Here is a 24,306-nt window from a genome sequence, read left to right on the forward strand (position 1 = left end):
GACATCAGACTGAGAAAAACATGTTTAAACCGGAACTCCTCTCTCCGGCCGGTACGCTGAAAAATATGCGTTACGCCTTTGCCTATGGGGCAGATGCGGTGTATGCCGGTCAGCCGCGGTACAGCCTGCGAGTGCGTAATAACGAATTCAACCATGAGAACCTTGCCACTGGCATCGCTGAAGCGCATGCGCTGGGCAAAAAGTTCTATGTGGTGGTCAATATCGCGCCGCATAACGCCAAGCTGAAAACCTTTATCCGCGATCTGCGTCCGGTGATTGAGATGGCGCCTGATGCGCTGATTATGTCCGATCCCGGTCTGATTATGCTGGTGCGTGAAGCCTTTCCACAGATGGCGGTGCATCTGTCGGTACAGGCCAACGCCGTTAACTGGGCGACGGTGAAATTCTGGCAACAGATGGGGCTGACGCGGGTGATTCTGTCACGCGAACTGTCGCTGGAAGAGATTGCGGAGATCCGCCAGCAGGTGCCGGAAATGGAGCTGGAGATCTTTGTCCATGGCGCGCTCTGTATGGCCTACTCCGGCCGCTGCCTGCTGTCTGGCTATCTGAATAAGCGCGACCCGAATCAGGGCACCTGCACCAACGCCTGTCGCTGGGAATATAACGTGCAGGAAGGTAAACAGGACGAAGTCGGCAATATCGTCCATCAGTACCAGCCGATTCCGGTAAAAACCGTCGAACCGACCCTCGGCGTCGGTCAGCCAACCGATAAAGTCTTTATGATCGAAGAAGCGCAGCGTCCGGGTGAATATATGTCGGCGTTCGAAGATGAGCACGGCACCTATATTATGAACTCGAAAGATCTGCGCGCCGTCGCTCACGTTGAACGCCTCAGCAAGATGGGCGTACATTCGCTGAAAATTGAAGGACGCACCAAGTCATTTTACTACTGCGCGCGCACCGCGCAGGTCTACCGCCGCGCGATTGACGATGCCGCCGCCGGTAAACCATTTGACCCCAGCCTGCTGGAGACCCTGGAAGGGCTGGCGCATCGCGGCTATACCGAAGGTTTTCTGCGCCGCCACACCCATGACAGCTATCAGAGTTACGAAACCGGCCACTCGCTGTCGGATCGTCAGCAATTTGTCGGCGAATTTACCGGCGAACGCCGTGGCGCGCTGGCGCTGGTGGATGTGAAGAATAAGTTTCTGGTTGGCGACAGCCTTGAGATGATGACGCCAGCGGGTAATGTCACCTTCTGTTTGCAGGAGATGGAAAACAGTAAAGCGCAGCCGGTGACCGTCGCGCCAGGCAACGGTCATTTTGTCTGGATCCCGATCCCGGACGAGATCGATCTCAGCTACGCACTGCTGATGCGCAATCTGCCAGCATAGCTGGCACTACACCATATGTGAGATTACGCCAGGTTTAATTCACCTGTTGTTACAGATATTAGAATTTGATCACATTACCTTGCCGCTTTTGTCGCTACTATCTCGCCTGCTACAACGAGCAATAAAAAAAGCAAGGTTTTACAGGAACCACCTCATTCGCCCGCCCGGCTCCCCCGTGCGGGTTTTTCTTTTTCTGTCGCAGATAACGCTGCCGTCTCTTGCGGTAAACCTTTCCTCCCCGATGTGCTATACATCTAATGATTTCAATTTTTTCGGCCATTATGGCCAGCGCAACAAAAGGGATAACGATGGAAAAGCAGGCACTTACGCTGGTGATTTTAAATGGCAAAGGCGCAGGTAACGAAGATCTGCGCGCAGCGATTACGACTTTGCGTGATGAAGGCTACGACATTGCGGTACGTGTCACCTGGGAACAGGGTGATGGCGCGCGCTATGTGCAGGAAGCGGTGCAGCTGAACGCCGAAACAGTGGTCGCCGGTGGCGGTGATGGCACGATTAATGAAATAGCCACCGCGCTGGCGCAGCTGGAGAATACGACACCGCCGGTACTGGGAATTCTGCCGCTGGGCACCGCCAACGATTTCGCCACCAGCGCCGGAGTGCCCGAAGGCATGGAGCAGGCACTGCGTCTGGCGATTGTCGGCAAAGCGGTTGATATCGATCTGGCCTGTGTGAATCAGCAGCGCTACTTTATCAATATGGCTACCGGCGGCTTCGGCACCAAAATCACCACCGAAACCCCGGAAAGGCTGAAATCAGCGCTGGGCGGCGTCTCCTACTTTATTCATGGCCTGATGCGTATGGATCAGCTGAAAGCGGACAGCTGCGAAATTAGCGGCCCGGATTTCAGCTGGCAGGGTGATGCGCTGGTGATCGGTATTGGTAACGGGCGTCAGGCGGGTGGCGGACAGCGTCTTTGTCCGGGCGCTCTGATCAATGATGGCGCGCTGGAGCTGAGTATTGTGACTTCACAGGAGATCTTACCAACGCTGCTGCACACGCTTACTCGTGACGATGATAATCCTAATATTATTTCCGCTTCGCTGCCGTGGCTGACGATCCGCTCACCCAATGAGATGACGTTTAACCTGGATGGCGAGCCGCTAAGCGGCAGTGAATTCCGCATTGAAGTGCTGCCAAATGCCCTGCAATGTCGTTTACCGCCGTCGTGTGAGTTGCTGGCTTAGAATTTCCCCTGTTTATTAACACGGGCGGCGAGAACGCCGCCCCTACTGGCTATTTATTGTAGGGGCGGCGTTCTCGCCCCCCGTATTGAAGAGTTGCACAAAGCATGACGACGGCATTCTCGTCGATCTTCCTCACAAACATCACAACGTGATCCCTGCCGCAAAATCCAGCCATCGAACTTGTATGGTAGTATAAAGGCGCGTAATTTTTCATCATCGAATGCTGTTACAAGGTTGTGAAGATGAAAATTATTAACGCAGAAGTGTTTGTCACCTGCCCCGGCAGAAATTTTGTCACGGTAAAAATCACCACCGATGAAGGATTAACCGGTATTGGTGACGCCACGCTCAATGGCCGCGAACTGCCGGTGGCCTCCTACTTAAAAGATCATGTCTGCCCGCAGCTGATCGGCCGCGATGCCCACCAGATTGAAGATATCTGGCAGTTTTTCTATAAGGGTGCTTACTGGCGTCGCGGTCCGGTCACCATGTCGGCCATTTCTGCGGTCGATATGGCGCTGTGGGATATCAAAGGTAAAGCCGCCAATATGCCGCTGTATCAGCTGCTGGGCGGCGCCTCACGCACCGGCGTGATGGTCTATTGCCATACCACCGGTCACACCATCGATGAAGTGATGGACGACTACGCCCGCCATAAAGAGATGGGGTTTAAAGCGATTCGCGCCCAGTGCGGCGTGCCAGGAATGAAAACCACTTATGGCATGGCGAAAGGTAAAGGCCTGGCCTATGAACCCGCCACCAAAGGCAACTGGCCGGAAGAGCAGCTGTGGTCGACGGAAAAGTACCTCGATTTTACGCCGAAGCTGTTTGCCGCCATCCGCGATAAGTTCGGCTTTGACGAACATCTGCTGCACGACATGCATCACCGCCTGACGCCCATTGAAGCGGCGCGCTTTGGTAAAAGCGTCGAAGATTATCGCCTGTTCTGGATGGAAGATCCGACCCCGGCAGAAAATCAGGAGAGCTTCCGCCTGATCCGCCAGCATACCGTTACCCCGATTGCGGTCGGTGAAGTGTTTAACAGCATCTGGGATTGCAAACAGCTGATTGAAGAGCAGCTGATTGACTATATCCGCACCACCATCACCCACGCCGGTGGTATTACCGGCATGCGCCGCATCGCCGATTTCGCCTCGCTGTATCAGGTGCGCACCGGCTCACATGGCCCTTCCGATCTGTCACCGATTTGTATGGCGGCAGCGCTGCACTTTGACCTCTGGGTGCCGAACTTTGGTGTACAGGAGTATATGGGCTACTCCGAGCAGATGCTGGAAGTATTCGGCCACAGCTGGAGCTTCGATAACGGCTATATGCATCCAGGCAATAAGCCAGGCCTCGGCATTGAGTTCGACGAAAAGCTGGCGGCCCGCTATCCCTATGAACCCGCTTATCTGCCGGTGGCGCGCCTCGAAGATGGCACCCTGTGGAACTGGTAAAGGAGCAGATGATGAACTCAGTAGTCATTGAACGTCCGGGCGCGCTGACGCTGGAAAAACGCGATATCCCGCAGCCCGCGCGTGGCGAAGTGCGGGTAAAAGTGCGTTACGCCAGTATCTGCGGTTCCGATGTGCATATCTGGCATGGTCACAACCCCTTTGCCCGCTATCCACGGGTGATTGGCCATGAGTTCTTTGGCGTGATTGATGCCGTCGGTGAAGCGGTTGATGCGTCCCGCCTCGGCGAGCGAGTGGCGGTTGATCCGGTGGTCAGCTGTGGTCACTGCTATCCCTGCTCTGTCGGTCGCCCGAATGTCTGTAGCGAGTTGCAGGTGATTGGCGTGCATCGCGATGGCGGCTTTAGCCAGTATGCGCTGGCGCCAGCCGCTAACGCATATACCCTGCCGGAGAGCATTCCCGATACGCTGGCCAGCCTGGTGGAACCCTTTACCATTGCCGCCAATATCACCGCGTTTCTGCAACCCATGGCTAACGATATCGCGCTGATTTACGGCGCCGGACCGATGGGACTGACCGCCATTCAGGTGCTGAAAGGGGTGTATGGCGTCCAGCAGGTGATCGTGGTTGATCGTCTGCCGGAACGCCTGGCGCTGGCCACCCAGAGCGGTGCCGATCGGGTGCTGGATAACAGCGAACGGCCGCTGGCAGAGCAGCTTGATGGCATCCAGCCAACGCTGATTATCGATGCCGCCTGTCACCCGGCGATCCTTGCCGAAGCGGTGGCACTGGCCTCCCCGGCAGCACGCATTGGTTTGCTCGGTTTTTCCGGCGATCCCTGCACGCTGACACAACAAAGTCTGACCAGTAAAGAGCTGTCGCTGTTTACCTCGAGGCTTAACAGTAAGCGTTTTCCGCAGGTAATTAGCTGGATGGAACAGGGGCTGATTCACCCGGAAAAACTGGTTACTCATACCTTTGCGCTGAGTGATGTGGAACAGGCGATGACGTTGTTTGAAAAGCAGCCCCGCAGCTGCTGCAAGGTGATTTTAAAAGTGGATTGACACAACAACTTACCGGGCCAGTTACCGCTGGCCCGTACCGGGAAAACTGTACCTGCATATTATAATTATTACGGAGTCATTATGTTCAAGAACCTGCGCTGGACTATCGTACTGCTGCTGTTTCTGGTCTACATGATTAACTACCTCGATCGTGTCGCCCTCTCCCTGACCGTACCGATGATTGAAAAAGATCTGCTGCTGAATGCAGAGCAGTTCGGCATGATTTTCGGCAGCTTCTTTTTCGGTTACGCACTGTTTAACTTTATTGGCGGCCTGGCTACCGATAAATATGGTCCGACGCTGGTGCTCGGCGTGGCGGTCGGTATGTGGTCGCTGTTCTGCGGCCTGACCGCCGTCGCCACCGGCTTCTGGTCGATGCTGATTCTGCGTGTGCTGTTTGGCATGGCTGAAGGACCGATTTGCGCCTCCGCCAATAAAGCGATTAACGGCTGGTTTCCGAAGAAACAGGCCGCCACCGCCATGGGCTTCCTCAGTGCCGGTTCACCTTTAGGTGGCGCGGTAGCCGGACCGATTATCGGCTATCTGGCGCTGTCGTTCGGCTGGCGTCCGGCGTTTATGATTATCTGCTGCATCGGCATCGTCTGGATGGTGGTGTGGTTCTTTATCTCGGCAGACAATCCGGCGAAAAGTAAGCATGTTTCCGCCGATGAGCGCACGCTGATTGAGAAACTGAAGCAGGAGCAGATCAGCGCCGAGGAAGATCTGGCGCAAGCCGCTCACGGCCTTGGTTACTATCTGCGTCAGCCGATCATTCTGGTGACCGCGTTCGCCTTCTTCTGCTACAACTATATTCTGTTCTTCTTTCTCAGCTGGTTCCCGGCTTACCTGGTGCAGGCCCATGGCCTGAATATCAAGGAGATGAGCATCACCACCATGATCCCGTGGATTGTTGGCTTTGTCGGCCTGGCGCTGGGCGGTCTGATCTCCGATAAGATCTTTAAGGTCACCGGTAAGCTGTTGCTGTCGCGGAAAATTGTGCTGGTGGTCTCACTGCTGGCGGCGGCCATTTGTGTCGGACTGGCGGGTACGGTAAAAGAGGTCACCTCTGCTGTGGTATTGATGTCGGTATCGATCTTCTTTCTGTATATCACCGGCGCTATCTACTGGGCGATTATTCAGGATGTGGTGCATAAAAGCCGGGTCGGCGGCATCAGCGGTTTTATCCATCTTATCGGCAGCATTTCCGGCATTATCGGCCCGATTGCCACCGGCTATATCGTGCAGAACACCGGCAAGTTCGACAGCGCCTTTGTACTGGCTGGGGTGGTTGCCGCCCTTGGCGCCTTCCTGGTGCTGTTTTTGATTAAAAGCCCGAAAGCCAGCAGCGGAGACGCCGTTTCGGTCTGATCATTCAGGGCGCATTCAGCGCCCTTCTCCCGACAAGGATTGACTATGCTAAGCCTCGAACAGCTCCCGCCAGACGTCCGGCGCCCCGATTACGATCGCTCCCGTCTGCGCACCCGCATGGTACATATTGGTTTTGGGGCGTTTCATCGCGCCCATCAGGCGTTATGCAGCGATAAACTGGCCAGCGACCACGGCAGCGACTGGGGTTACTGCGAAGTGAATCTGAACAGCGGTGAACTGATTGCAGTACTGCGCGCGCAGTCGCTGCTGTATACGGTTTCGGAAATGGCCGATGACAGCCTGTCGACGCGGGTGATCGGCGTAATCAATGCCGCGCTGCACGGACAGAGCGACGGTATTGAAGCGGTAATAGAGGCGATGAGTGCGCCGGATGTGGCTATTGTCTCGATGACGGTAACCGAAAAAGGTTACTGCCATCACCCTGCCAGCGGCACACTGAATCTTGACCATCCCTCTGTTCAGCACGACCTCGCCCATCCGGACAGCCCGGTTTCACTGCCTGGTGTAATACTGGCGGCGATTAAACGCCGTCAGCAGCGCGGCCTGCCGCCTTTTAGCGTGATGTCCTGCGATAATATGCCGGAAAATGGTCACGTTACCCGCGCGGTGATTACCGAACTGGCGCGCCAGCAGGATGCAGCACTGGCAGAGTATATCGTCAGCCATCTCAGCTTCCCGTCGACCATGGTCGATCGCATTGTTCCGGCAATGACGCCGGAAACTCTGGCCGCGCTGAGCGAAAAACTGGGCTGTCGCGATGAGGCTGGCGTGGTCGCTGAGCCATTCTTTCAGTGGGTGATTGAGGATAACTTTGTCAGCGGCCGCCCGGCATGGGAAAAAGCGGGCGCCGAACTGGTAGCCGATGTGCTGCCGTTCGAAGAGATGAAGTTGCGCATGCTTAACGGCAGTCACTCGTTTCTGGCTTATCTGGGTTACCTTGGCGGCTATCAGCATATCAGCGACTGTATGGCGGATCAGAATTACCTGCTTGCCGCGCGTCAGCTGATGCTGGCGGAACAGGCGCCGACATTGCGCACCCGGGATGTCGATCTGCCGGCTTACGCTGATTCACTGATTGCACGCTATCAGAACCGCGCGATTAAACATCGCACTTACCAGATTGCCACCGACGGCAGCCAGAAACTGCCGCAGCGCTGGCTCGACAGCATTCGCTGGCACCTGAAAAACGGCAGCTGCTTTGATCTGCTGGCGCTGGGCGTGGCCGGCTGGATGCGTTATGTCAGCGGGGTTGATGAGCAAGGCGCGGCAATAGTGATTAACGATCCGTTAAAAGATGAAATCGCCCGGCGGGTGGCCGAAACTGCGGAAGGCCCGCAGCGGGTCGCCGCCTTACTGGCGATAAAAACTATTTTTGGCGACGATCTGGCGGCACAGCCGCTGCTGGTGGCGCGGGTAAACCACTTTTACCAGCAGCTGCAAACTCTGGGGGCCAGAGAGACGGTAAAACAGCTGATCGCCAGCGACTAATGCTGGCGCTGGCGCAACGGGCTGTTTAGACTGAAAGCTTTCCAGCAAGGTTGACCTCTGTGTTAGCCGCAAAAAGGATGTTGCTGAATGTCGATCTCTTACACCATAACTGCCAGCGAACCGGTAAATCAGCAGATTTACCGCTTTTTGCGTCAGGATATCGTCACCTGCGTGATTCATCCGGGGGCGCTGCTGTCAGAAAAAGAGGTTTCCACCCGCTTTAACGTCTCACGTCAGCCGGTGCGCGAAGCCTTTATTAAGCTGGCGGAAGCCGGGCTGGTTCAGGTGCTGCCACAGCGCGGCACCTTTGTGCGCAAAATCTCTGCCCAGCGCGTGGCTGATGGGCGTTTTATCCGCGAAGCGGTGGAAGTCGCGGTGGTACGTCGTGCGGCGCTGGAAGCCACTGCGGAAGCACTGAGCGAGCTGGAGCATAACTTACAGCTGCAACGGCTGGCGGCGCAGCGTCATGACAGTCAGGCGTTTTTACTGCTGGATGATGAGTTTCACCGCCTGATAGCGCAAAGCATTCGCTGCGAGCTGGCGTGGGAAACAGTGGAAAATATCAAAGCGACCATGGACCGGGTGCGTTTTCTCACCCTGAGCGAAGTCTCGCCGCCGGAACGTTTAATTGAGCAGCATCAGCAGATTTATCAGGCGATTATCGATCAGGATCCTGACGCCGCCGAAAGCGCCTTACGCCATCACTTGCAGGAGATGATCTTCTCCATTACGCCGATTGCTGAGCAGAATAGCGACTGGTTTGAGCAGGCTTAACTCATTAATATGCGGGTGGCGAGAACGCCGTCAATACGTTCGTGAAAATCCGTAACACGGGCGGCGAAAAGCCGCCCCTACGGGATTGATTACAGGGACGGCGTTCTCGCCGCCCGTCTGTCAGGCAATCGTCACATCTTTCGACAGATAAACATCCTGCACTGAATTAATCAGCGCCACGCCCTCTTTCATCGACTTTTTAAACGCCTTACGACCGAGGATCAGGCCCATACCGCCAGCGCGCTTATTGATTACCGCAGTACGCACCGATTCGGCGATATCGGTATCACCGGAAGCTGCGCCACCGGAGTTAATCAGACCGGCACGTCCCATATAGCAGTTGGCCAGCTGGTAACGCACCAGGTCAATCGGGTTGTCGCTGGTCAGCTTGCTGTAGACGCGTTCATCGGTATAACCGAATTTCACCGCCTGATAGCCGCCATTATTTTCCGCCATTTTCTGCTTCACAATATCCGCGCCAATGGTCGCCGCCAGATGGTTAGCCTGACCGGTCAGATCCGCACTGGCATGATAGTCAGTACCGTCTTTTTTAAATTCGTTATTACGCAGATAGGCCCACAACACCGTTACCATGCCCAGTTCATGGGCGCGTTCAAAGGCGGCGGAGATCTCTTCAATCTGACGACGCGACTGTTCGGACCCAAAGTAGATGGTCGCACCAACCGCTACTGCGCCGAGGTTAAACGCCTGCCCGACGCTGGCATACAGGGTCTGATCGTACTGGGTCGGCAGACTCAGGGTTTCGTTATGATTCAGCTTGACCATAAACGGAATACGGTGTGCATAGCGACGTGATACCGATGCCAGCACGCCATAGGTGGATGCCACGCAGTTACAACCGGCTTCAATCGCCAGTTCAACAATGTTTTTCGGATCAAAGTAGAGCGGATTGGCGGCAAATGACGCCGCGGCAGAGTGTTCAACGCCCTGGTCCACCGGCAGAATCGACAGATAACCGCTGCCCGCCAGCCGCCCGGTGTTATACAGGGTTTGCATATTGCGCAGTACCGCAGGAGAACGGTTATTATCAATCATTACCCGATCGACATAATCCGCGCCTGGCAAATACAGGCTTTCCGCTGGAATGGTCATGCAGCGATGTTGCAGAAGGTCATCAGCTTCTTTGCCCAATAACTGTACGATGTCCGTCATGTTAACTCCTGAAAAAATGAGTGATGGGCCAAAACGGTTCAGCCGCTTCAGCCCGACCATCGGCTTGCGCCGACCCACAACAGCCTGGACCCAATCGGGTCCTTAAGGCAAATTGCTGACTCCATTTTTCAGAACGATCCGCAGTAAAAAAAGCATCAGTCTGGCATTACGCCCTACCACCAGCGATAAAAATGGTGCACCGGCCCAATCCCCTGCCCGACTTCCAGCGAGTCTGCATGCTCCAGCGCGCCCTGTAGCCACTGTTTCGCTTCTGCGACGGTCGCCGGCCAGCTGCTGTGACGCGGACGCAGCGCCGCCAGCGCCGCCGATAAACTGCAACCGGTGCCATGGGTATGACGGGTTGGCACGCGCGGTGCGGTAAAACGCTGCTCCAGATCGCCGGTAAACAACCAGTCCGGGCTTTCCCGCTCACTCAGATGGCCACCCTTAATCAGCACCGCCTGACAGCCAAGATCTAACAATGCACGCCCCTGAACACACATCTCCTGCTCATTACGCGCCACTGGACAATCCAGCAGCGCCGCCGCTTCCGGTAAATTAGGCGTAATCAGCGAAACCAGCGGCAATAAATGCTGTCGTAAAGATGCCACCGCCGCCGCCGACAACAACGGGTCGCCGCTTTTCGCCAGCATCACCGTATCCAGCACCACCCATGGCAGCGCCGCCTGCTGCAAACGACCGGCAACCACCTCAACAATGTCGCTATCCGCCAGCATACCTATTTTGGCGCTATCGATACGCAGGTCGGACAACACCGAGTCGAGCTGCGCGCCAACAAACCCGGCATCAATGCGATACACCGACTGCACGCCACGAGTATTTTGCGCCACCAGCGCGGTGATCACGCTGGCGCCGTAAGCGCCAAGCGCCGAAAAGGCTTTTAAATCCGCCTGAATCCCGGCTCCGCCGCTGGGATCGGTACCGGCAATGGTTAAAGCGTTGATTCGTTTCATTGCAGCGCCTCCGCATCCAGAAGCCAGAGCGCATCAAGAAAGGCAGGAATAAAACTCCCCGGCCCCTGCGCGCTGGCCGTGGCGCGCTCACCAGCGCAGGATATCACCCGGCAGGCGCTGGCAATATGTTGCAGGCTATCGCCCGGTAAGGCGGCAAAACCGGCTACCACGGCGGAGAGGGCACAGCCAGTGCCGACCACCCGCGTCATCAGCGATGAGCCACCCGCAACCGCCAGCGTGCGTGCGCCGTCGGTGACATAGTCCACCACCCCAGTCACCGCCACCACTGCGCCGCTGCTGCGCGCCAGCTGCTGCGCGGCGGGCAGCGCCGCCACTGAATCGTGTAAGCTGTCGACACCACGCCCCTGCCCGGCTTGCTGCGCCAGTGCCAGAATCTCCGAGGCATTGCCACGAATCGCGTGCGGTCGCAGTTGCAGCAGTTGCTGACAAAACGCCGTGCGCAGAGTCAGGCCGCCGACAGCGACCGGATCCAGCGTCCAGGGTCTGTTTAGCCGATTTGCGGCATCGACTGCCGCGCGCATCGCGCTAGCGCGTTCAGCGGTTAAAGTGCCGACATTAATTAACAGGCCATCGGCAATCGCGCTAAATTGTGCGGCTTCCTCAGCATCAATCACCATTGCCGGTGACGCGCCCAGTGCCAGCAGCACATTGGCGGTAAAGGTTTGCACCACATCATTGGTCATACAGTGCACCAGCGGTGCGTGCTGACGAAACAGAGAGAGGGATGCGGCGACAGTGGCGCCGCAGACAGAGTCAGGTTGATGATGCATAACTACTCCCAACCGGCGATCGGGAAGAGGATGCGAACAGGCATCTGACTTCCCTCCGCTGGCATTATCCAGTTCAGGTACAACGGGTTTTTCTCAGCCGGTTCTGGTTAAGGAACGGCACCCCGAGTCATTGATAAATCTGTAGATTGTTACTGACAATTACGCCAGCCAGCCCTCAGGATAAAGCGCTGTCCGCATATTGTAAATGTCTTGCCAGCCTGCATTAACCTGTGATAACACCTTTCTGCTGGCTTAAATGCTTAACTCCCTGTAATTGTTAAACACATATTTCAACTTGCCTGTTTAACGCAGTGCAGAAATGATAGGGAATCGGGGACCGCAACAGGCTCAAGCTGAGCTACCCCCTAAAAAACGTGGAGAAGGTATGAGAAAAACAAAAATGATACTGCTGGCTGTATTACTGACCACGGCGAGCACTGCCTTTGCCGCGCCGCAACTGGCCACGCCATCAGCGGAGGCGCAGAAGTATGAGTTGCAGGAATTTGTCGCCGACTTTATCAAATACACTATCGGCGACACGGCGCCGGCGCTGTATCGCAGTCAGAAATACAATATTAAGCAGTGGCAGGCGCGTAATCTGCCAGCCCCGGATGCGGGAACTCACTGGACCTATATGGGCAGCAATTACGTCCTGATTACCGATACCGATGGTAAAATTATCAAAGCCTATGATGGCAATATTTACTATCAGCGCTGAATCATTAACGCACTCCGGACCTGAAAAAGGAGTGCGTAACTCCCGGTAGTCACAGCAAAATCTCCGTTTTCCCGCCAGTCATGATTAATACTCCCGTTTTTTATTTCACCGATACGGCGTGGCCTGCCTAAAGTTCGGTCACTATATCGTCGATAAATGATCGTACAGGTCTCCTCCTCTTACGAGTCATCGTTATGCTAAAGAACATAAAAGTTGTTACGGCTATCATCCTTATCCTGGTGATATTCAGCGGGCTGCAGCTGGTTTCTGGATCGCTGTTTCTGAAAGCTATCTATGGCGATAAAAACAATTTCGCCGCCAATAGCGTGCTGTCACGTCAGCAGAGCCAGCTGGGCGATGCCTGGCAAACGCTGGTGAAAACCCGTGTCACCATCAACCGGGTAGCCATTCGTTTTCTGAAGAATCAAACCGATCCGGCATCAGTGGCCGCAATGCAGAAACTGCTGGCAGCGGCGGACGATACGCTGAAAGATGCCGCTCAGCATTTTGCCAACTATCAGGCGTTGCCGCTGGTCGCGGGTCAGAGCAGCGACGTTGCCAGCGATGTTGAGAAAAAATACCAGGCTATGTATGACGTGATGAAAATGTCTGGTGAGTATCTGAAAGCTAACAACTACGCGGCTTACGGTAACCTGGAGGCGCAGGAAGCGCAGGACAACCTCGAAGCCAGCTATGAAAAATGGCGCGCACAGAATGAGCTGCTGATCGATGCCGGTATTGCCAACAATGAGAGTGGTTTTGCAACGATGGTCGGCGTGCTGACTGGCATGGCGCTGTTAGTGCTGGCATTGGTTGCTGCGGTATGGATGCTGGTGCGCAGAATATTGCTGAAACCGCTGGCGCAGCTGCAAACGCAGATTCAGAACATTGCCGCCGGAGATCTCTCGCGTCAGCTGGAACTGAGCGGACGGAGTGAAATGGCGATGCTGGCGCATAATCTTAATGAGATGCAGCAGGCGCTGATTGTGACTGTCAGCAATGTGCGTGACAGTTCCGATGCCATCTTCAGCAGCGCCAGTGAAATCTCTACCGGTAATACCGATCTGTCGTCACGTACTGAAGAGCAGGCCGCTTCCCTTGAGCAAACCGCCGCCAGCATGGAAGAGTTAACCGCAACGGTGAAACAGAACGCCGACAACGCCCGTCAGGCAGCGCATCTGGCGAAATCCGCCTCCGAAACTGCCGATAAAGGTGGCAAAGTGGTTAGCGGTGTGGTGAAAACCATGCATGATATTGCCGACAGCTCGAAGAAAATTGCCGATATCACCAGCGTCATCGACGGTATCGCCTTCCAGACCAATATCCTCGCGCTGAACGCTGCGGTAGAAGCCGCACGTGCCGGTGAACAGGGGCGTGGCTTTGCGGTAGTGGCTGGTGAAGTGCGTAACCTGGCGCAACGCAGTGCGCAGGCGGCCAAAGAGATTAAAGCGCTGATTGAGAACTCGGTACAGCGCGTGGATGTCGGATCCAGTCAGGTTGCCAGCGCCGGTGAAACCATGCAGGAGATCGTCAGCGCCGTGGTACGTGTCACCGATATTATGGGCGAAATCTCCTCCGCGTCAGACGAGCAGAGCCGCGGTATCGATCAGATTGGCCAGGCGGTTAATGAAATGGATCGTGTGACCCAGCAGAACGCCACGCTGGTGCAGGAATCAACCGCGGCTTCAGCGTCGCTGGAATCGCAGGCCAGTCGCTTGTCACAGGCAGTGGCGGTATTTAAAATTGCGAAACATCATCATGTTGCGCCGGTAGCGGTTGCCGCGCCCGCGCCGGTAAAAATGGTTAAAGCGCTGCCAGCCAGCGTCGAAAACGGTAACTGGGAAACCTTCTGATGCCGAAGGCGTCCGTTTAGCCGCAGGGGAGCTCGCTCCCCTGCCCGCTATCACCTAGCGCGCCAGCGCCACCGCTTCACCCAGCTGCCAGACTGCCATCGCATAGTGATTACTGTGGTTGTAACGGGTAATCACATAAAAATTCGGTAAGCCGAACCAGTACTGGTACGAGGTTCCCATATCAAATTTCAGCAGGCTGACCTGCTGATTATCCTGCAATGGCGTTTGCGGGTTAAGTCCTGCTTTTATCAGTGTCGACGGGCTGTAACGCGTTTTAAAACCACTCTCCAGCCCCGGCGCCTGACCGCTGGCAGGCACGGCAATCGAGCGGTTGCTCTGCCAGCCATGCTGCTTAAAGTAGTTCGCTACGCTGCCGATGGCATCAACCGGATCCCACAGGTTTATATGGCCATCGCCATTGAAATCCACCGCGTAATCTTTGAATGATGACGGCATAAACTGCCCGTAGCCCATCGCCCCCGCAAAGGAGCCGCGCAGATCCAGCGGATCGTCCTGCTCGTTGCGCGCCATCAGCAGGAAGGTTTCCAGCTCGCCGCTAAAGTATTCCGCACGACGCGGATAAGCAAACGACAGCGTCGCCAGCGCGTCAATGATCCGGGTGCGCCCCATTACCCGGCCCCAGCGCGTCTCCACGCCGATAATACCGACGATTATTTCTGGCGGCACGCCATACACTTGTTGAGCGCGTTCCAGCGCGTCCTGATACTGATTCCAGAACACCACGCCATTTTTGACGTTATCCGGCTGGATAAATTTATCGCGGTAACGGATCCATGCCCCGTTTGGTCCGGACGGTGCCTGATAGCTCGGCGCCTGGCGGTCCATTAGCCGCAACACATTATCGAGGCGTTTGGCCTGCCCCAGTACATCATGCAGCTGCTGACGGTCAAAGCCATGCTTACTGACCATTTTATCGATAAAACGCCCGGCCGCCGGGTTGCCGGCAAAATCACCACCTAAAGGGTGAATATTGTGCGAGGGCTGGAGGATAAATCCGCCGCCAGGCGCCGTGGCGGCGGAGCCACTAAACGGATTTCCGGAGCGCTGCTCCGCCGGGGGAGTGGGTTTGCTGCTACAGGCAGCCAGTAGAGTGATAAGCGGTAAAAGTGTGACAAGTGAGCGCATGCAAAATCCAGATAACCGGGCCAAAAATTGTCAAAACTATACTATAGATTATGGAGCCGTGCTCATACCACTGCCCGGATGGTCGACGGCAGAAGAAACATATAGTAATTAGGTGGAGTTCGCGGATGAAAGTGGTCAAGTCTCTTTACTGATGCACCTGGCGAACATGACTTAAATCGCACACATCATATTAACTGCAGCGTGATCTTTATCGTTCATTGCCATTGTTTCTGGATAGCATGCTTTGCATTTTTCGCACCCATTTTTTTGACAACATTTGCCATATGAAACTTAACCGTACTGAGGGAAATTTGTAAAATACCAGCCACTTCAGAATAGGTTTTCCCTTTACCGCTCCAGTAAAGTACTTCAGCTTCACGCGAAGTAAGTAGATTTTTAGCAACGCCACTATTCTTTTGGTAAAGATGAAGCAACATTTCATGGATATAAATCAACCCTCCCTGAATTTCATCTTTATACATCTCAATGTCAGCTTCAACCTCAGCCATGAAGTGCTTATCAATTAATAATGACAACACTGCCAAATTATCATACTGATCATGCAACACAAAAGCATAGCCGCTGATAATATTATAGGGTTTTACTGGTGCAAAAACTTTCCTGGATGTCCACTGCGAATCAATTTTCAAGTTTTCAAGTTTTCATCCCAGGCAAAAGGCGAAAGGCGATTTAGTGCATTAATAATAACAGGATCAACATTCTGGAATTTTTCATTAAGATAGTTATTAACGACACTATCAGGCATATCACTAATCAGGATCATTTTATCCGTATTTTCCTTACTCATTACACCGTATGCATAATTTATATTTCTGTACTTCCCCAGGTGGTTTTTTAAAACGCCATTTATATATTTATTTTTTTCAGCATTCTCGAAAAAGACCTTACTCATTGATTCCCTCTTCTTACTGACGTTGCGAATTTTAAATTGTTAGCATTCATCCTTTGACGCGCCAGTAATTATATAGCAACCTTGCTAATTGCGACACATGTCCTTTACACCCAATCATATAAATAGAAATTAAGATGAATATCTATCTGATAACCTCAGGAGAAAACATGCATATCCGCCCCTTTACCGAAGCCGACCGCCCTTTTTTACGCACGCTATTTTTGGCCTCACGCAAGGCCAGCTGGCACTGGCTGGACAGCAGTGACTGGCGACTGGAGGATTTTGACCGCGTAACGCTGGGAGAAGCGATTCTGGTGGCGGAAGAGGATGGGCATCGTCTGGGTTTTGCCGCCGTACTTAACAATGATAATTTCCTGCACAGCCTGTTTGTTGACCCCGACGCTCAGCGCCGTGGCGTCGGCAGCGCGCTGTTACAGGCAGTTGAGCAAAGTTTTAGCTCGACCGGCGCGCTAAAATGTCTGGCGGCGAATCAGGCGGCGCGACAATTTTATCTGCAGCATGGCTGGCTTGAGGTGGCGACGGGCGAGGGCGAACAGGGTGAGTATGTGTTGATGCATCGTAAACGGGCATAAATGCGGGACGCCAGGCGTCCCGCACGATAATCATACGGCCCTGAAAGCAATATCCGCCGGAATCACTTCTCCCTGCCAGTACAGCTGTGCGGCAACGGCGCCAGCCAGCTGGCGGTAAAGCGCGGTGAAATCACTCTGCGGACGGCGAATGACTGTTGGTTCACCCCGGTCGAGATCTTCACGCAGGGTGATATGCAGCGGTAACTGACTTAACAGACGCGTGTTATAACGCTCAACCAGTTGCTGCGCGCCGCCGCTGCCAAAAATCGCTTCATGATGGCCACAGTGGCTGCAAATATGTACGCTCATATTCTCCACCACCCCAAGCACCGGCACACTGACCTTCTCAAACATCACGATGCCTTTACGTGCATCAATCAGGGCGATGTCCTGCGGTGTGGTCACCACAATCGCGCCGGTCACCGGCACGTTTTGCGCCAGCGTCAGCTGAATATCGCCGGTGCCTGGCGGCATATCGAGGATCAGATAATCCAGTTCCGGCCACAGGGTTTCATTCAGCAGCTGCATCAGCGCCTTACTGGCCATCGGCCCGCGCCACACCATGGCGTTATCATCAGTAACTAAATAGCCAATCGAGTTGGTCGCCAGTCCGTGCGCCATAATCGGCGCCATATGAGTACCGTCAGGCGAGGTTGGGCGCTGATCTTCAGTGCCCAACATATTAGGTACCGAAGGCCCGTAGATATCCGCATCGAGGATACCAACCTTCGCCCCTTCGGCGATTAACGCCAGCGCCAGATTCACCGCGGTACTCGATTTGCCCACGCCACCTTTGCCGGAACTCACCGCAATAATATTTTTCACACCGTTGACGCCAGCATGGTTTTTCACCCGCTTAAGGGTGGCGATCTTATGGCTTAAGCGCCAGTTAATCGCGCTGGCGCCGGTGATACGCAGTAAATCGGCACTGCTGCGCTCTTTTAACGCATCGAATCCGCTCTGCCAGGCAAACGGCATCATCAGTTCGATATGCAGCGTATTATCCATCAGCGCCACATGGTGCAATGCTTTCAGTTTGGTCAGAGTGTGTTGCAGCGTCGGATGTTCAAATGCGGTCAACACGCCCATTACCATGGCGCGCAGTCTTTCCGGCGTGTGCTGCCCCTGGCTTCCTGAGTTCATCCCGGCTCCTTGATAACCTGGTGATAAATGTTGTTGCTGTTGCTAAGCATACCAGATGTGGCTGTAATGGCATGGCAAGCCATGGAAATTTAAGCTTTACCGCCGGTACGTCAAACCCTTTGTTTACGCAGGGTCGGCCTTTCGGTTACCATCTAAAGCCCTTTTTAAACCAGAAGAAAGCAAGTTCTACTATGACTCAAGTCGCGAAAAAAATTTTGGTAACGTGCGCACTGCCGTACGCCAACGGTTCTATCCATCTCGGCCACATGCTCGAGCATATCCAGGCAGATATTTGGGTCCGTTACCAGCGAATGCGCGGCAATCAGGCTTATTTCATCTGTGCGGATGACGCACACGGCACGCCAATTATGCTGAAAGCACAGCAGATGGGCATTGCGCCAGAACAGATGATCGCCGAAATGAGTCAGGAACATCAGACTGACTTCGCGGGCTTTAATATCAGCTATGACAACTACCACTCGACGCACAGCGATGAGAACCGTGAGCTGTCATCGTTGATCTATGGCCGTTTAAAAGAGAATGGTTTTATTAAGAACCGCATCATTTCGCAGCTGTACGATCCGGAAAAAGGCATGTTCCTGCCGGATCGTTTCGTCAAAGGCACCTGCCCGAAATGTAAGGCTGTCGATCAGTATGGCGATAACTGTGAAGTCTGTGGTTCGACCTACAGCCCGACTGAACTGATTGAGCCGAAATCGGTGGTTTCCGGCGCGACGCCGGTGATGCGTGACTCTGAGCACTTCTTCTTTGATCTGCCGGAATTCAGCGCCATGTTGCAGGCGTGGACCCGTTCCGGCGCGCTGCAGGAGCAGGTAGCGAACAAAATGCAGGAGTGGTTCGAATCGGGTCTGCAACAGTGGGATATCTCCCGTGATGCGCCTTACTTCGGTTTTGAAATTCCTGATGCGCCGGGCAAATACTTCTATGTCTGGCTGGATGCGCCAATTGGCTATATGGGTTCGTTTAAAAACCTGTGTGACAAGCGTGGCGACATCGATTTCGACGCCTTCTGGAATAAAGATTCCGATGCCGATCTCTATCACTTTATCGGTAAAGATATTGTCTATTTCCACAGCCTGTTCTGGCCAGCGATGCTGGAAGGCAGCAACTTCCGTAAACCGACCAACCTGTTTGTCCATGGTTATGTGACGGTAAACGGCGCGAAAATGTCGAAATCGCGTGGCACCTTTATTAAGGCCAGCACCTGGTTGCAACATCTTGATGCTGACAGCCTGCGCTACTACTACGCGGCGAAACTCTCCTCACGTATCGATGATATCGACCTGAATCTGGAAGATTTCGTCCAGCGCGTCAATGCCGATATCGTTAATAAAGTGGTGAATCTGGCGTCGCGTAATGCCGGCTTTATCGCTAAACGTTTCGGCGGCAAGCTGTCGGCTGAACTGGCGGATCCGGCACTGTACAAAACCTTTTCCGATGCTGCAACCAGCATCGGAGAAGCCTGGAACAGCCGTGAATTCAGCCGCGCGATTCGCGAGATTATGGCGCTGGCCGATCTGGCTAACCGCTATGTCGATGAGCAGGCGCCGTGGGTGGTGGCGAAACAGGAAGGCCGCGATGCTGACCTGCAGGCAATCTGCTCTATGGGGATTAACCTGTTCCGTGTCCTGATGACCTGGCTGAAGCCGGTGGTACCTTCACTGGCGGAACGCGTTGAAGCCTTCCTTAATGTGGAACTGAGCTGGGAAGGTATTCATCAGCCGCTGCTGGATCACGATATCGCTGGCTTTAAAGCGCTGTACAGCCGTATCGAAATGGACAAAGTTAACGGCCTGATCGAAGCATCGAAAGAAGATGCGGCGGTGGCGAAACCTGCGGCGACCGGTCCGCTGGCGGACGATCCGATTCAGGACACCATTAACTTTGATGATTTCGCCAAAGTAGATATGCGTATTGCGCTGATTCAGAAAGCAGAATTTGTTGAGGGTTCTGACAAATTGCTGCGTCTGTCGCTGGATTTAGGTGGCGAAAGCCGCCAGGTGTTCTCCGGTATCCGCTCCGCTTATCCGGATCCGGCGGTTCTCGAAGGTCGCCTGACGGTGATGGTGGCCAACCTGGCGCCGCGCAAAATGCGCTTCGGTATTTCGGAAGGTATGGTGATGGCAGCTGGCCCTGGCGGTAAGGATATCTTCCTGCTTAGCCCGGACAGCGGCGCACAGCCGGGTATGCAGGTTAAATAATCTGCTTCCTCCCTTCCCCCGGCTTACGGAGGAAGGGAGGAACATACAATCGCTATCCCCACCACTAAACTGTGATCGGTAGCACACGCGTATATTTCATCGTATGATGAAGGCTTATAAAACAGGAGCCTGTCATGCTCAGCGTGCTATCTGTCTGCTGGCGTTATTTTCGTGCTTTCGCCATTATCTACCTCTGTCTCTATGCCGGAAACGGCCTCTCTGCCCTGCTGCCGATCACTATTCCTGGCAGTATTCTCGGCATGCTGATTCTCTTCGCCCTGCTGGCATCGCAAATTGTGCCGGCGAAATGGGTAAAACCCGGCTGTCATCTGCTGATTCGTTATATGGCGCTGCTGTTTGTGCCGATTAGCGTCGGCGTGATGAGCTATACCGATATTCTCAGCGCGCAGTTTGGCCCGATAGTGGTCTCCTGCGTGGTCAGCACGCTGGTGGTGCTGGTGATTGTCGGCGTCTCATCCGAACGTATGCATAACAAAGCGCTAAGCAAGGAGAGCAAGGGTGACTGATTTCTGGTGGTCGCTACCGCTGACGCTGCTGGTGTTTTTTGCCGCACGCCGGCTGGCGGCGAAGACGAAAATTTCGCTGCTTAATCCGCTACTGGTGTCGATCGCCGTCATTGTGCCGATTCTGCTGCTGATCAATATGCCTTATGCGCGCTATTTTGCCGGTAGCGCAATGCTTAATCAGCTGCTGCAACCGGCGGTAGTGGCGCTGGCGCTGCCGCTGTATGAGCAGATACACCAGATTCGCGCGCGCTGGAAATCGATTATCAGCGTCTGCTTTATTGGCAGTATTACCGCGATGATCTCCGGTACTGCTATCGCGCTTTGGCTGGGCGCCACGCCTGAAATTGCCGCCACCCTGCTGCCGAAGTCGGTGACCACGCCGATTGCAATGGCGATTTCCGCCTCGTTGCAGGGCATTCCGGCGATCAGCGCGATTTGCGTGTTGCTTGCCGGGCTGCTTGGCGCGATATTCGGCCATATGATATTGAATCTGCTGCGGGTGCGCAGTAAAGCCGCGCGCGGGCTGGCGATTGGTAATGCCTCGCATGCGCTGGGCACCGCGCGTTGCGCCGAGCTGGATTTTCAGGAAGGGGCATTCAGCTCGCTGGCGCTGGTAATCTGCGGGATTATCACCTCGCTGCTGGCGCCGTTTATCTTCCCGTTGCTGCTACAGATCTGGGGCTAAAACTTGCGAGAGATCGCGCATTTTGAAATTAACTTTCATGGATTGCATTGATACAGCGATACAGATCACATATAACCTGCTGACAGCACCGTAAAATCGGTGGTCAACGACGCCAATAAGAGGCATTCAATGCATCCACGTTTTCACACCGCCTTTGCGGCCCTGACGCCCGAATTACAGGCTGCGCTTAATCCGATCCTGACCGCGAGTGATTTCAGCGCCAGCTTTAGTGCGCAACATATCGCCGCCATCCGCCAGCAGAGCGGGCTGGACGAGGATGCGCTGGCCTTTGCCCTGCTGCCGCTGGCGGCGGCCTGTGCGGTTGCGCCCCTTTCCAGCTTTAACGTCGGCGCGGTGGCACGCGGCAAAAGCGGTAGCTGGTATCTGGGCGCTAATATGGAATTTGTCGGCGCAACCATGCAGCAGACGGTGCATGCCGAACAGAGCGCCATCACCCATGCCTGGCTGAAAGGTGAAACGGCGCTGGAAGCCATCACGGTCAATTACTCACCCTGTGGCCACTGCCGCCAGTTTATGAATGAGCTAAATAGCGGCACCGCGCTGCGCATTTATCTGCCTGGGCGCGAACCGGCCACGCTGGGTGATTATCTGCCGTATGCCTTTGGCCCGCGCGATCTGGCGATTGAAACTCTGCTGCTGGATCCGGTTGATCACGGCTACACCCTGAGTGGCGATCCGCTGGAGCAGCAGGCGATTGCCGCCGCTAACCAGAGTCATGCTCCTTACAGCCAGGCCCATAGCGGCGTGGCACTCGAAACCAGCAGCGGCCATATCTTTGCTGGCCGCTATGCGGAAAATGCCGCGTTTAACCCAAGCCTGCCGCCATTGCAGGCGGCGCTGATCCTGTTAAATATGGTTGGCGAAAGCGGGATGCAGATTAAACGTGCGGTGCTGGCGGAAAGTACCGGCGGAAAGCTGAGACAGCATGAAGCCACTGAGGCCACGCTGAAGGCTCTGGGTTGCGCTGATTTCCGCGCCATTGCGTTGCAAAAAACGTAACGGTTGCCACATTAACTCGAGAAAGTTCGCAGCTTTTGTTTTCAATAGTTAACAAAGGCTGTACTTCTGCGTGAATTCTCTTAGGATCCCAGGTCACAACATCACGAGCCTGGGGCTATTTTTAAATGGAACTCGAGTACGAGAGTAAAAGACCGCTATATATTCCTTACGCCGGACCTATTTTGTTAGAGTTTCCGCTGCTGAATAAAGGCAGCGCATTCTCAATCGAAGAACGTAATGATTTCAACCTGAACGGTCTGCTGCCTGAAACCGTTGAGAGTATTGAAGAGCAGGCCGAACGCGCCTGGCGTCAGTTTCAGGACTTCAAAAACGACAACGACAAACACGTCTACCTGCGCAATATCCAGGACACCAACGAAACGCTGTTCTACCGCCTGCTGGATAACCATCTCGAAGAGATGATGCCAATCATCTATACCCCGACGGTCGGCGCTGCCTGTGAGCACTTCTCCGAAATCTATCGTCGCGCCCGCGGTCTGTTTATCTCCTACCCGAACCGCGCCAATATCGAAGATATGCTGCAGAACGCCACCAAACAGAACGTGAAGGTGATTGTGGTCACCGATGGCGAACGTATTCTCGGTCTCGGCGATCAGGGTATCGGCGGCATGGGCATTCCCATTGGTAAGCTGTCGCTGTACACCGCCTGTGGCGGCATCAGCCCGGCGTATACCCTGCCGGTAGTGCTGGATGTCGGCACCAACAACCAGCAGCTGCTAAATGACCCGTTGTATATGGGCTGGCGTCATCCGCGCATCACTGGCGAAGAGTACGAAGAATTCGTCCATGAATTTATTCAGGCGGTTAAAAGCCGCTGGCCAAATGTGCTGCTGCAATTTGAAGATTTCGCGCAGAAGAACGCGATGCCGCTGCTGGAGCGTTATCGCGATGAAGTCTGCTGCTTTAACGATGATATTCAGGGCACGGCGGCGGTCACGCTGGGTACGCTGATTGCCGCCAGCCGCGCGGCGGGCAGTAAATTACGTGAGCAGACCGTGGTGTTCCTTGGCGCCGGTTCCGCCGGTTGTGGTATCGCCGAGCAGATTATCGCCCAGATGAAATCAGAAGGTCTGAGCGACGAAGAAGCCCGTGGCCGGGTATTTATGGTTGATCGCTTTGGTCTGCTGACCGACAAACTGCCAAATCTGCTGAATTTCCAGGGCAAGCTGGTGCAGAAAAGCGAAAATCTCAGCGGCTGGGATGTCAGCACTGACTCGCTGTCACTGCTGGACGTGGTGCGCAACGCGAAGCCCGATATTATGATCGGCGTTTCTGGTCAGCCAGGTCTGTTTAGCGAAGAGATCATTCGCGAAATGCATAAGCATTGCCCACGCCCGATTGTCATGCCGCTGTCGAATCCAACTTCGCGGGTTGAAGCAACACCGCAGGATATTCTGGCCTGGACTGACGGCGCGGCGCTGGTCGCTACCGGCAGCCCGTTTGCGCCAGTAAGCTGGAAAGGGAAAACCTATCCGATTGCCCAGTGCAACAACTCCTATATCTTCCCGGGCATTGGCCTTGGCGTACTGGCGTCAGGCGCAACCCGCGTGACAGACAGCATGCTGATGGCGGCAAGCCGTGCGCTGGCCGACTGTTCACCGCTGGTTAACGATGGCGTCGGTGCAGTGCTGCCGGAAGTTAAACATATTCAGGGCGTGTCCAGGCTAATCGCAATGGCGGTGGGTAAAGCTGCGCAGTTGTCTGGCGTCGCAGTGGTCTCTTCAGAAGACGTACTGTCGAAGGCTATTGCCAGAAACTTCTGGTTGCCGCAATACCGTAACTATCGTCGTACTTCAATCTAAACTCAGCTGCCGGGTACGAATGTGCCCGGCAC

General features: G+C 54.7%; 22 protein-coding genes and 1 riboswitch. Of the genes, 15 read left to right on the forward strand and 7 right to left on the reverse strand.

Annotation, left to right across the window (positions count from 1 at the left end; translation table 11 throughout):
* The first annotated feature begins 20 nt into the window (after positions 1 to 20).
* The 7 genes from trhP to J2125_RS03540 all read left to right on the forward strand — a co-directional run bounded on the left by trhP (position 21) and on the right by J2125_RS03540 (position 8,693).
* On the forward strand, positions 21 to 1,355 hold the full coding sequence (gene trhP, locus J2125_RS03510; RefSeq protein ID WP_017800262.1) for a prephenate-dependent tRNA uridine(34) hydroxylase TrhP: 1,335 nt from the start codon (positions 21 to 23) through the stop codon (positions 1,353 to 1,355).
* A 308-nt stretch (positions 1,356 to 1,663) separates the two neighbouring features.
* Positions 1,664 to 2,563 (forward strand): lipid kinase YegS, encoded by a 900-nt coding sequence (gene yegS, locus J2125_RS03515; RefSeq protein WP_017800263.1) that lies wholly within the window; start codon positions 1,664 to 1,666, stop codon positions 2,561 to 2,563.
* Between the two features lie 242 nt (positions 2,564 to 2,805).
* Entirely contained in the window at positions 2,806 to 4,020 is a 1,215-nt protein-coding gene (gene manD, locus J2125_RS03520) for a D-mannonate dehydratase ManD (RefSeq protein ID WP_017799393.1), read from the forward strand.
* 11 nt (positions 4,021 to 4,031) lie between these two features.
* Complete coding sequence (locus tag J2125_RS03525; RefSeq protein ID WP_017799394.1) at positions 4,032 to 5,042, forward strand: Zn-dependent oxidoreductase; 1,011 nt, start codon at positions 4,032 to 4,034, stop codon at positions 5,040 to 5,042.
* Between the two features lie 81 nt (positions 5,043 to 5,123).
* Positions 5,124 to 6,410 (forward strand): MFS transporter, encoded by a 1,287-nt coding sequence (locus J2125_RS03530; protein WP_017799395.1) that lies wholly within the window; start codon positions 5,124 to 5,126, stop codon positions 6,408 to 6,410.
* Between the two features lie 45 nt (positions 6,411 to 6,455).
* On the forward strand, positions 6,456 to 7,919 hold the full coding sequence (locus tag J2125_RS03535) for a mannitol dehydrogenase family protein (RefSeq protein WP_017799396.1): 1,464 nt from the start codon (positions 6,456 to 6,458) through the stop codon (positions 7,917 to 7,919).
* An 87-nt stretch (positions 7,920 to 8,006) separates the two neighbouring features.
* On the forward strand, positions 8,007 to 8,693 hold the full coding sequence (locus J2125_RS03540; RefSeq protein WP_017799397.1) for a GntR family transcriptional regulator: 687 nt from the start codon (positions 8,007 to 8,009) through the stop codon (positions 8,691 to 8,693).
* A 120-nt stretch (positions 8,694 to 8,813) separates the two neighbouring features.
* On the opposite strand, the gene fbaB is transcribed toward J2125_RS03540, so the two are convergent.
* The 3 genes from fbaB to thiM form a co-directional block, all read right to left on the reverse strand.
* Entirely contained in the window at positions 8,814 to 9,866 is a 1,053-nt protein-coding gene (fbaB, locus tag J2125_RS03545) for a class I fructose-bisphosphate aldolase (protein WP_017799398.1), read from the reverse strand.
* Positions 9,867 to 10,039: 173 nt separating this feature from the next.
* Positions 10,040 to 10,840: a bifunctional hydroxymethylpyrimidine kinase/phosphomethylpyrimidine kinase gene (gene thiD / locus J2125_RS03550; protein ID WP_017799399.1), complete on the reverse strand. Its 801-nt coding sequence runs from the start codon at positions 10,838 to 10,840 to the stop codon at positions 10,040 to 10,042.
* Complete coding sequence (thiM, locus tag J2125_RS03555) at positions 10,837 to 11,631, reverse strand: hydroxyethylthiazole kinase (protein ID WP_040462244.1); 795 nt, start codon at positions 11,629 to 11,631, stop codon at positions 10,837 to 10,839. Before thiM ends, thiD begins: the two co-directional genes overlap by 4 nt.
* Before the next feature lie 33 nt (positions 11,632 to 11,664).
* A riboswitch (TPP riboswitch) is annotated at positions 11,665 to 11,766 on the reverse strand.
* A gap of 250 nt (positions 11,767 to 12,016) precedes the next feature.
* Here thiM and J2125_RS03560 point away from each other — a divergent pair.
* Together J2125_RS03560 and J2125_RS03565 are read left to right on the forward strand one after the other, a co-directional pair.
* A complete protein-coding gene (locus J2125_RS03560) occupies positions 12,017 to 12,349 on the forward strand; it encodes an RcnB family protein (protein WP_026111473.1) in 333 nt (110 codons plus the stop codon).
* A 194-nt stretch (positions 12,350 to 12,543) separates the two neighbouring features.
* Positions 12,544 to 14,202, forward strand: a complete 1,659-nt coding sequence (locus tag J2125_RS03565; RefSeq protein WP_017799402.1) for a methyl-accepting chemotaxis protein — start codon at positions 12,544 to 12,546, stop codon at positions 14,200 to 14,202.
* Positions 14,203 to 14,256: 54 nt separating this feature from the next.
* On the opposite strand, the gene mltB is transcribed toward J2125_RS03565, so the two are convergent.
* The 3 genes from mltB to J2125_RS24915 all read right to left on the reverse strand — a co-directional run bounded on the left by mltB (position 14,257) and on the right by J2125_RS24915 (position 16,261).
* Complete coding sequence (gene mltB, locus J2125_RS03570) at positions 14,257 to 15,348, reverse strand: lytic murein transglycosylase B (RefSeq protein ID WP_017799403.1); 1,092 nt, start codon at positions 15,346 to 15,348, stop codon at positions 14,257 to 14,259.
* 215 nt (positions 15,349 to 15,563) lie between these two features.
* Entirely contained in the window at positions 15,564 to 15,998 is a 435-nt protein-coding gene (locus tag J2125_RS24910; protein WP_241763893.1) for a helix-turn-helix domain-containing protein, read from the reverse strand.
* Positions 15,995 to 16,261 carry an autoinducer binding domain-containing protein gene (locus J2125_RS24915; protein ID WP_241763895.1) on the reverse strand — a complete coding sequence of 89 codons (267 nt, stop codon included), beginning with the start codon at positions 16,259 to 16,261 and terminating at the stop codon, positions 15,995 to 15,997. Before J2125_RS24915 ends, J2125_RS24910 begins: the two co-directional genes overlap by 4 nt.
* A gap of 167 nt (positions 16,262 to 16,428) precedes the next feature.
* On the opposite strand from J2125_RS24915, the gene J2125_RS03580 reads away from it, so the two are divergent.
* Entirely contained in the window at positions 16,429 to 16,854 is a 426-nt protein-coding gene (locus J2125_RS03580; protein ID WP_017799404.1) for a GNAT family N-acetyltransferase, read from the forward strand.
* A gap of 30 nt (positions 16,855 to 16,884) precedes the next feature.
* Here J2125_RS03580 and apbC read toward each other — a convergent pair whose 3' ends face one another.
* Positions 16,885 to 17,997, reverse strand: a complete 1,113-nt coding sequence (gene apbC / locus J2125_RS03585) for an iron-sulfur cluster carrier protein ApbC (RefSeq protein WP_017799405.1) — start codon at positions 17,995 to 17,997, stop codon at positions 16,885 to 16,887.
* A gap of 191 nt (positions 17,998 to 18,188) precedes the next feature.
* On the opposite strand from apbC, the gene metG reads away from it, so the two are divergent.
* From metG to J2125_RS03610, 5 genes are all read left to right on the forward strand, one after another.
* Positions 18,189 to 20,219 carry a methionine--tRNA ligase gene (gene metG / locus J2125_RS03590; RefSeq protein ID WP_017799406.1) on the forward strand — a complete coding sequence of 677 codons (2,031 nt, stop codon included), beginning with the start codon at positions 18,189 to 18,191 and terminating at the stop codon, positions 20,217 to 20,219.
* 134 nt (positions 20,220 to 20,353) lie between these two features.
* Positions 20,354 to 20,746, forward strand: coding sequence for a CidA/LrgA family protein (locus tag J2125_RS03595; RefSeq protein WP_017799407.1), 393 nt, complete (start codon positions 20,354 to 20,356; stop codon positions 20,744 to 20,746).
* Complete coding sequence (locus J2125_RS03600) at positions 20,739 to 21,431, forward strand: CidB/LrgB family autolysis modulator (RefSeq protein WP_017799408.1); 693 nt, start codon at positions 20,739 to 20,741, stop codon at positions 21,429 to 21,431. The genes J2125_RS03595 and J2125_RS03600 overlap by 8 nt, the downstream gene beginning before the upstream one ends.
* A gap of 129 nt (positions 21,432 to 21,560) precedes the next feature.
* A complete protein-coding gene (cdd, locus tag J2125_RS03605) occupies positions 21,561 to 22,451 on the forward strand; it encodes a cytidine deaminase (RefSeq protein ID WP_017799409.1) in 891 nt (296 codons plus the stop codon).
* Positions 22,452 to 22,576: 125 nt separating this feature from the next.
* On the forward strand, positions 22,577 to 24,274 hold the full coding sequence (locus tag J2125_RS03610) for an NAD-dependent malic enzyme (RefSeq protein ID WP_026111474.1): 1,698 nt from the start codon (positions 22,577 to 22,579) through the stop codon (positions 24,272 to 24,274).
* The last annotated feature ends 32 nt before the right edge of the window (positions 24,275 to 24,306 follow it).

The organism is Winslowiella toletana, from assembly GCF_017875465.1.
Taxonomy (GTDB): Bacteria; Pseudomonadota; Gammaproteobacteria; order Enterobacterales; family Enterobacteriaceae; genus Erwinia; species Erwinia toletana.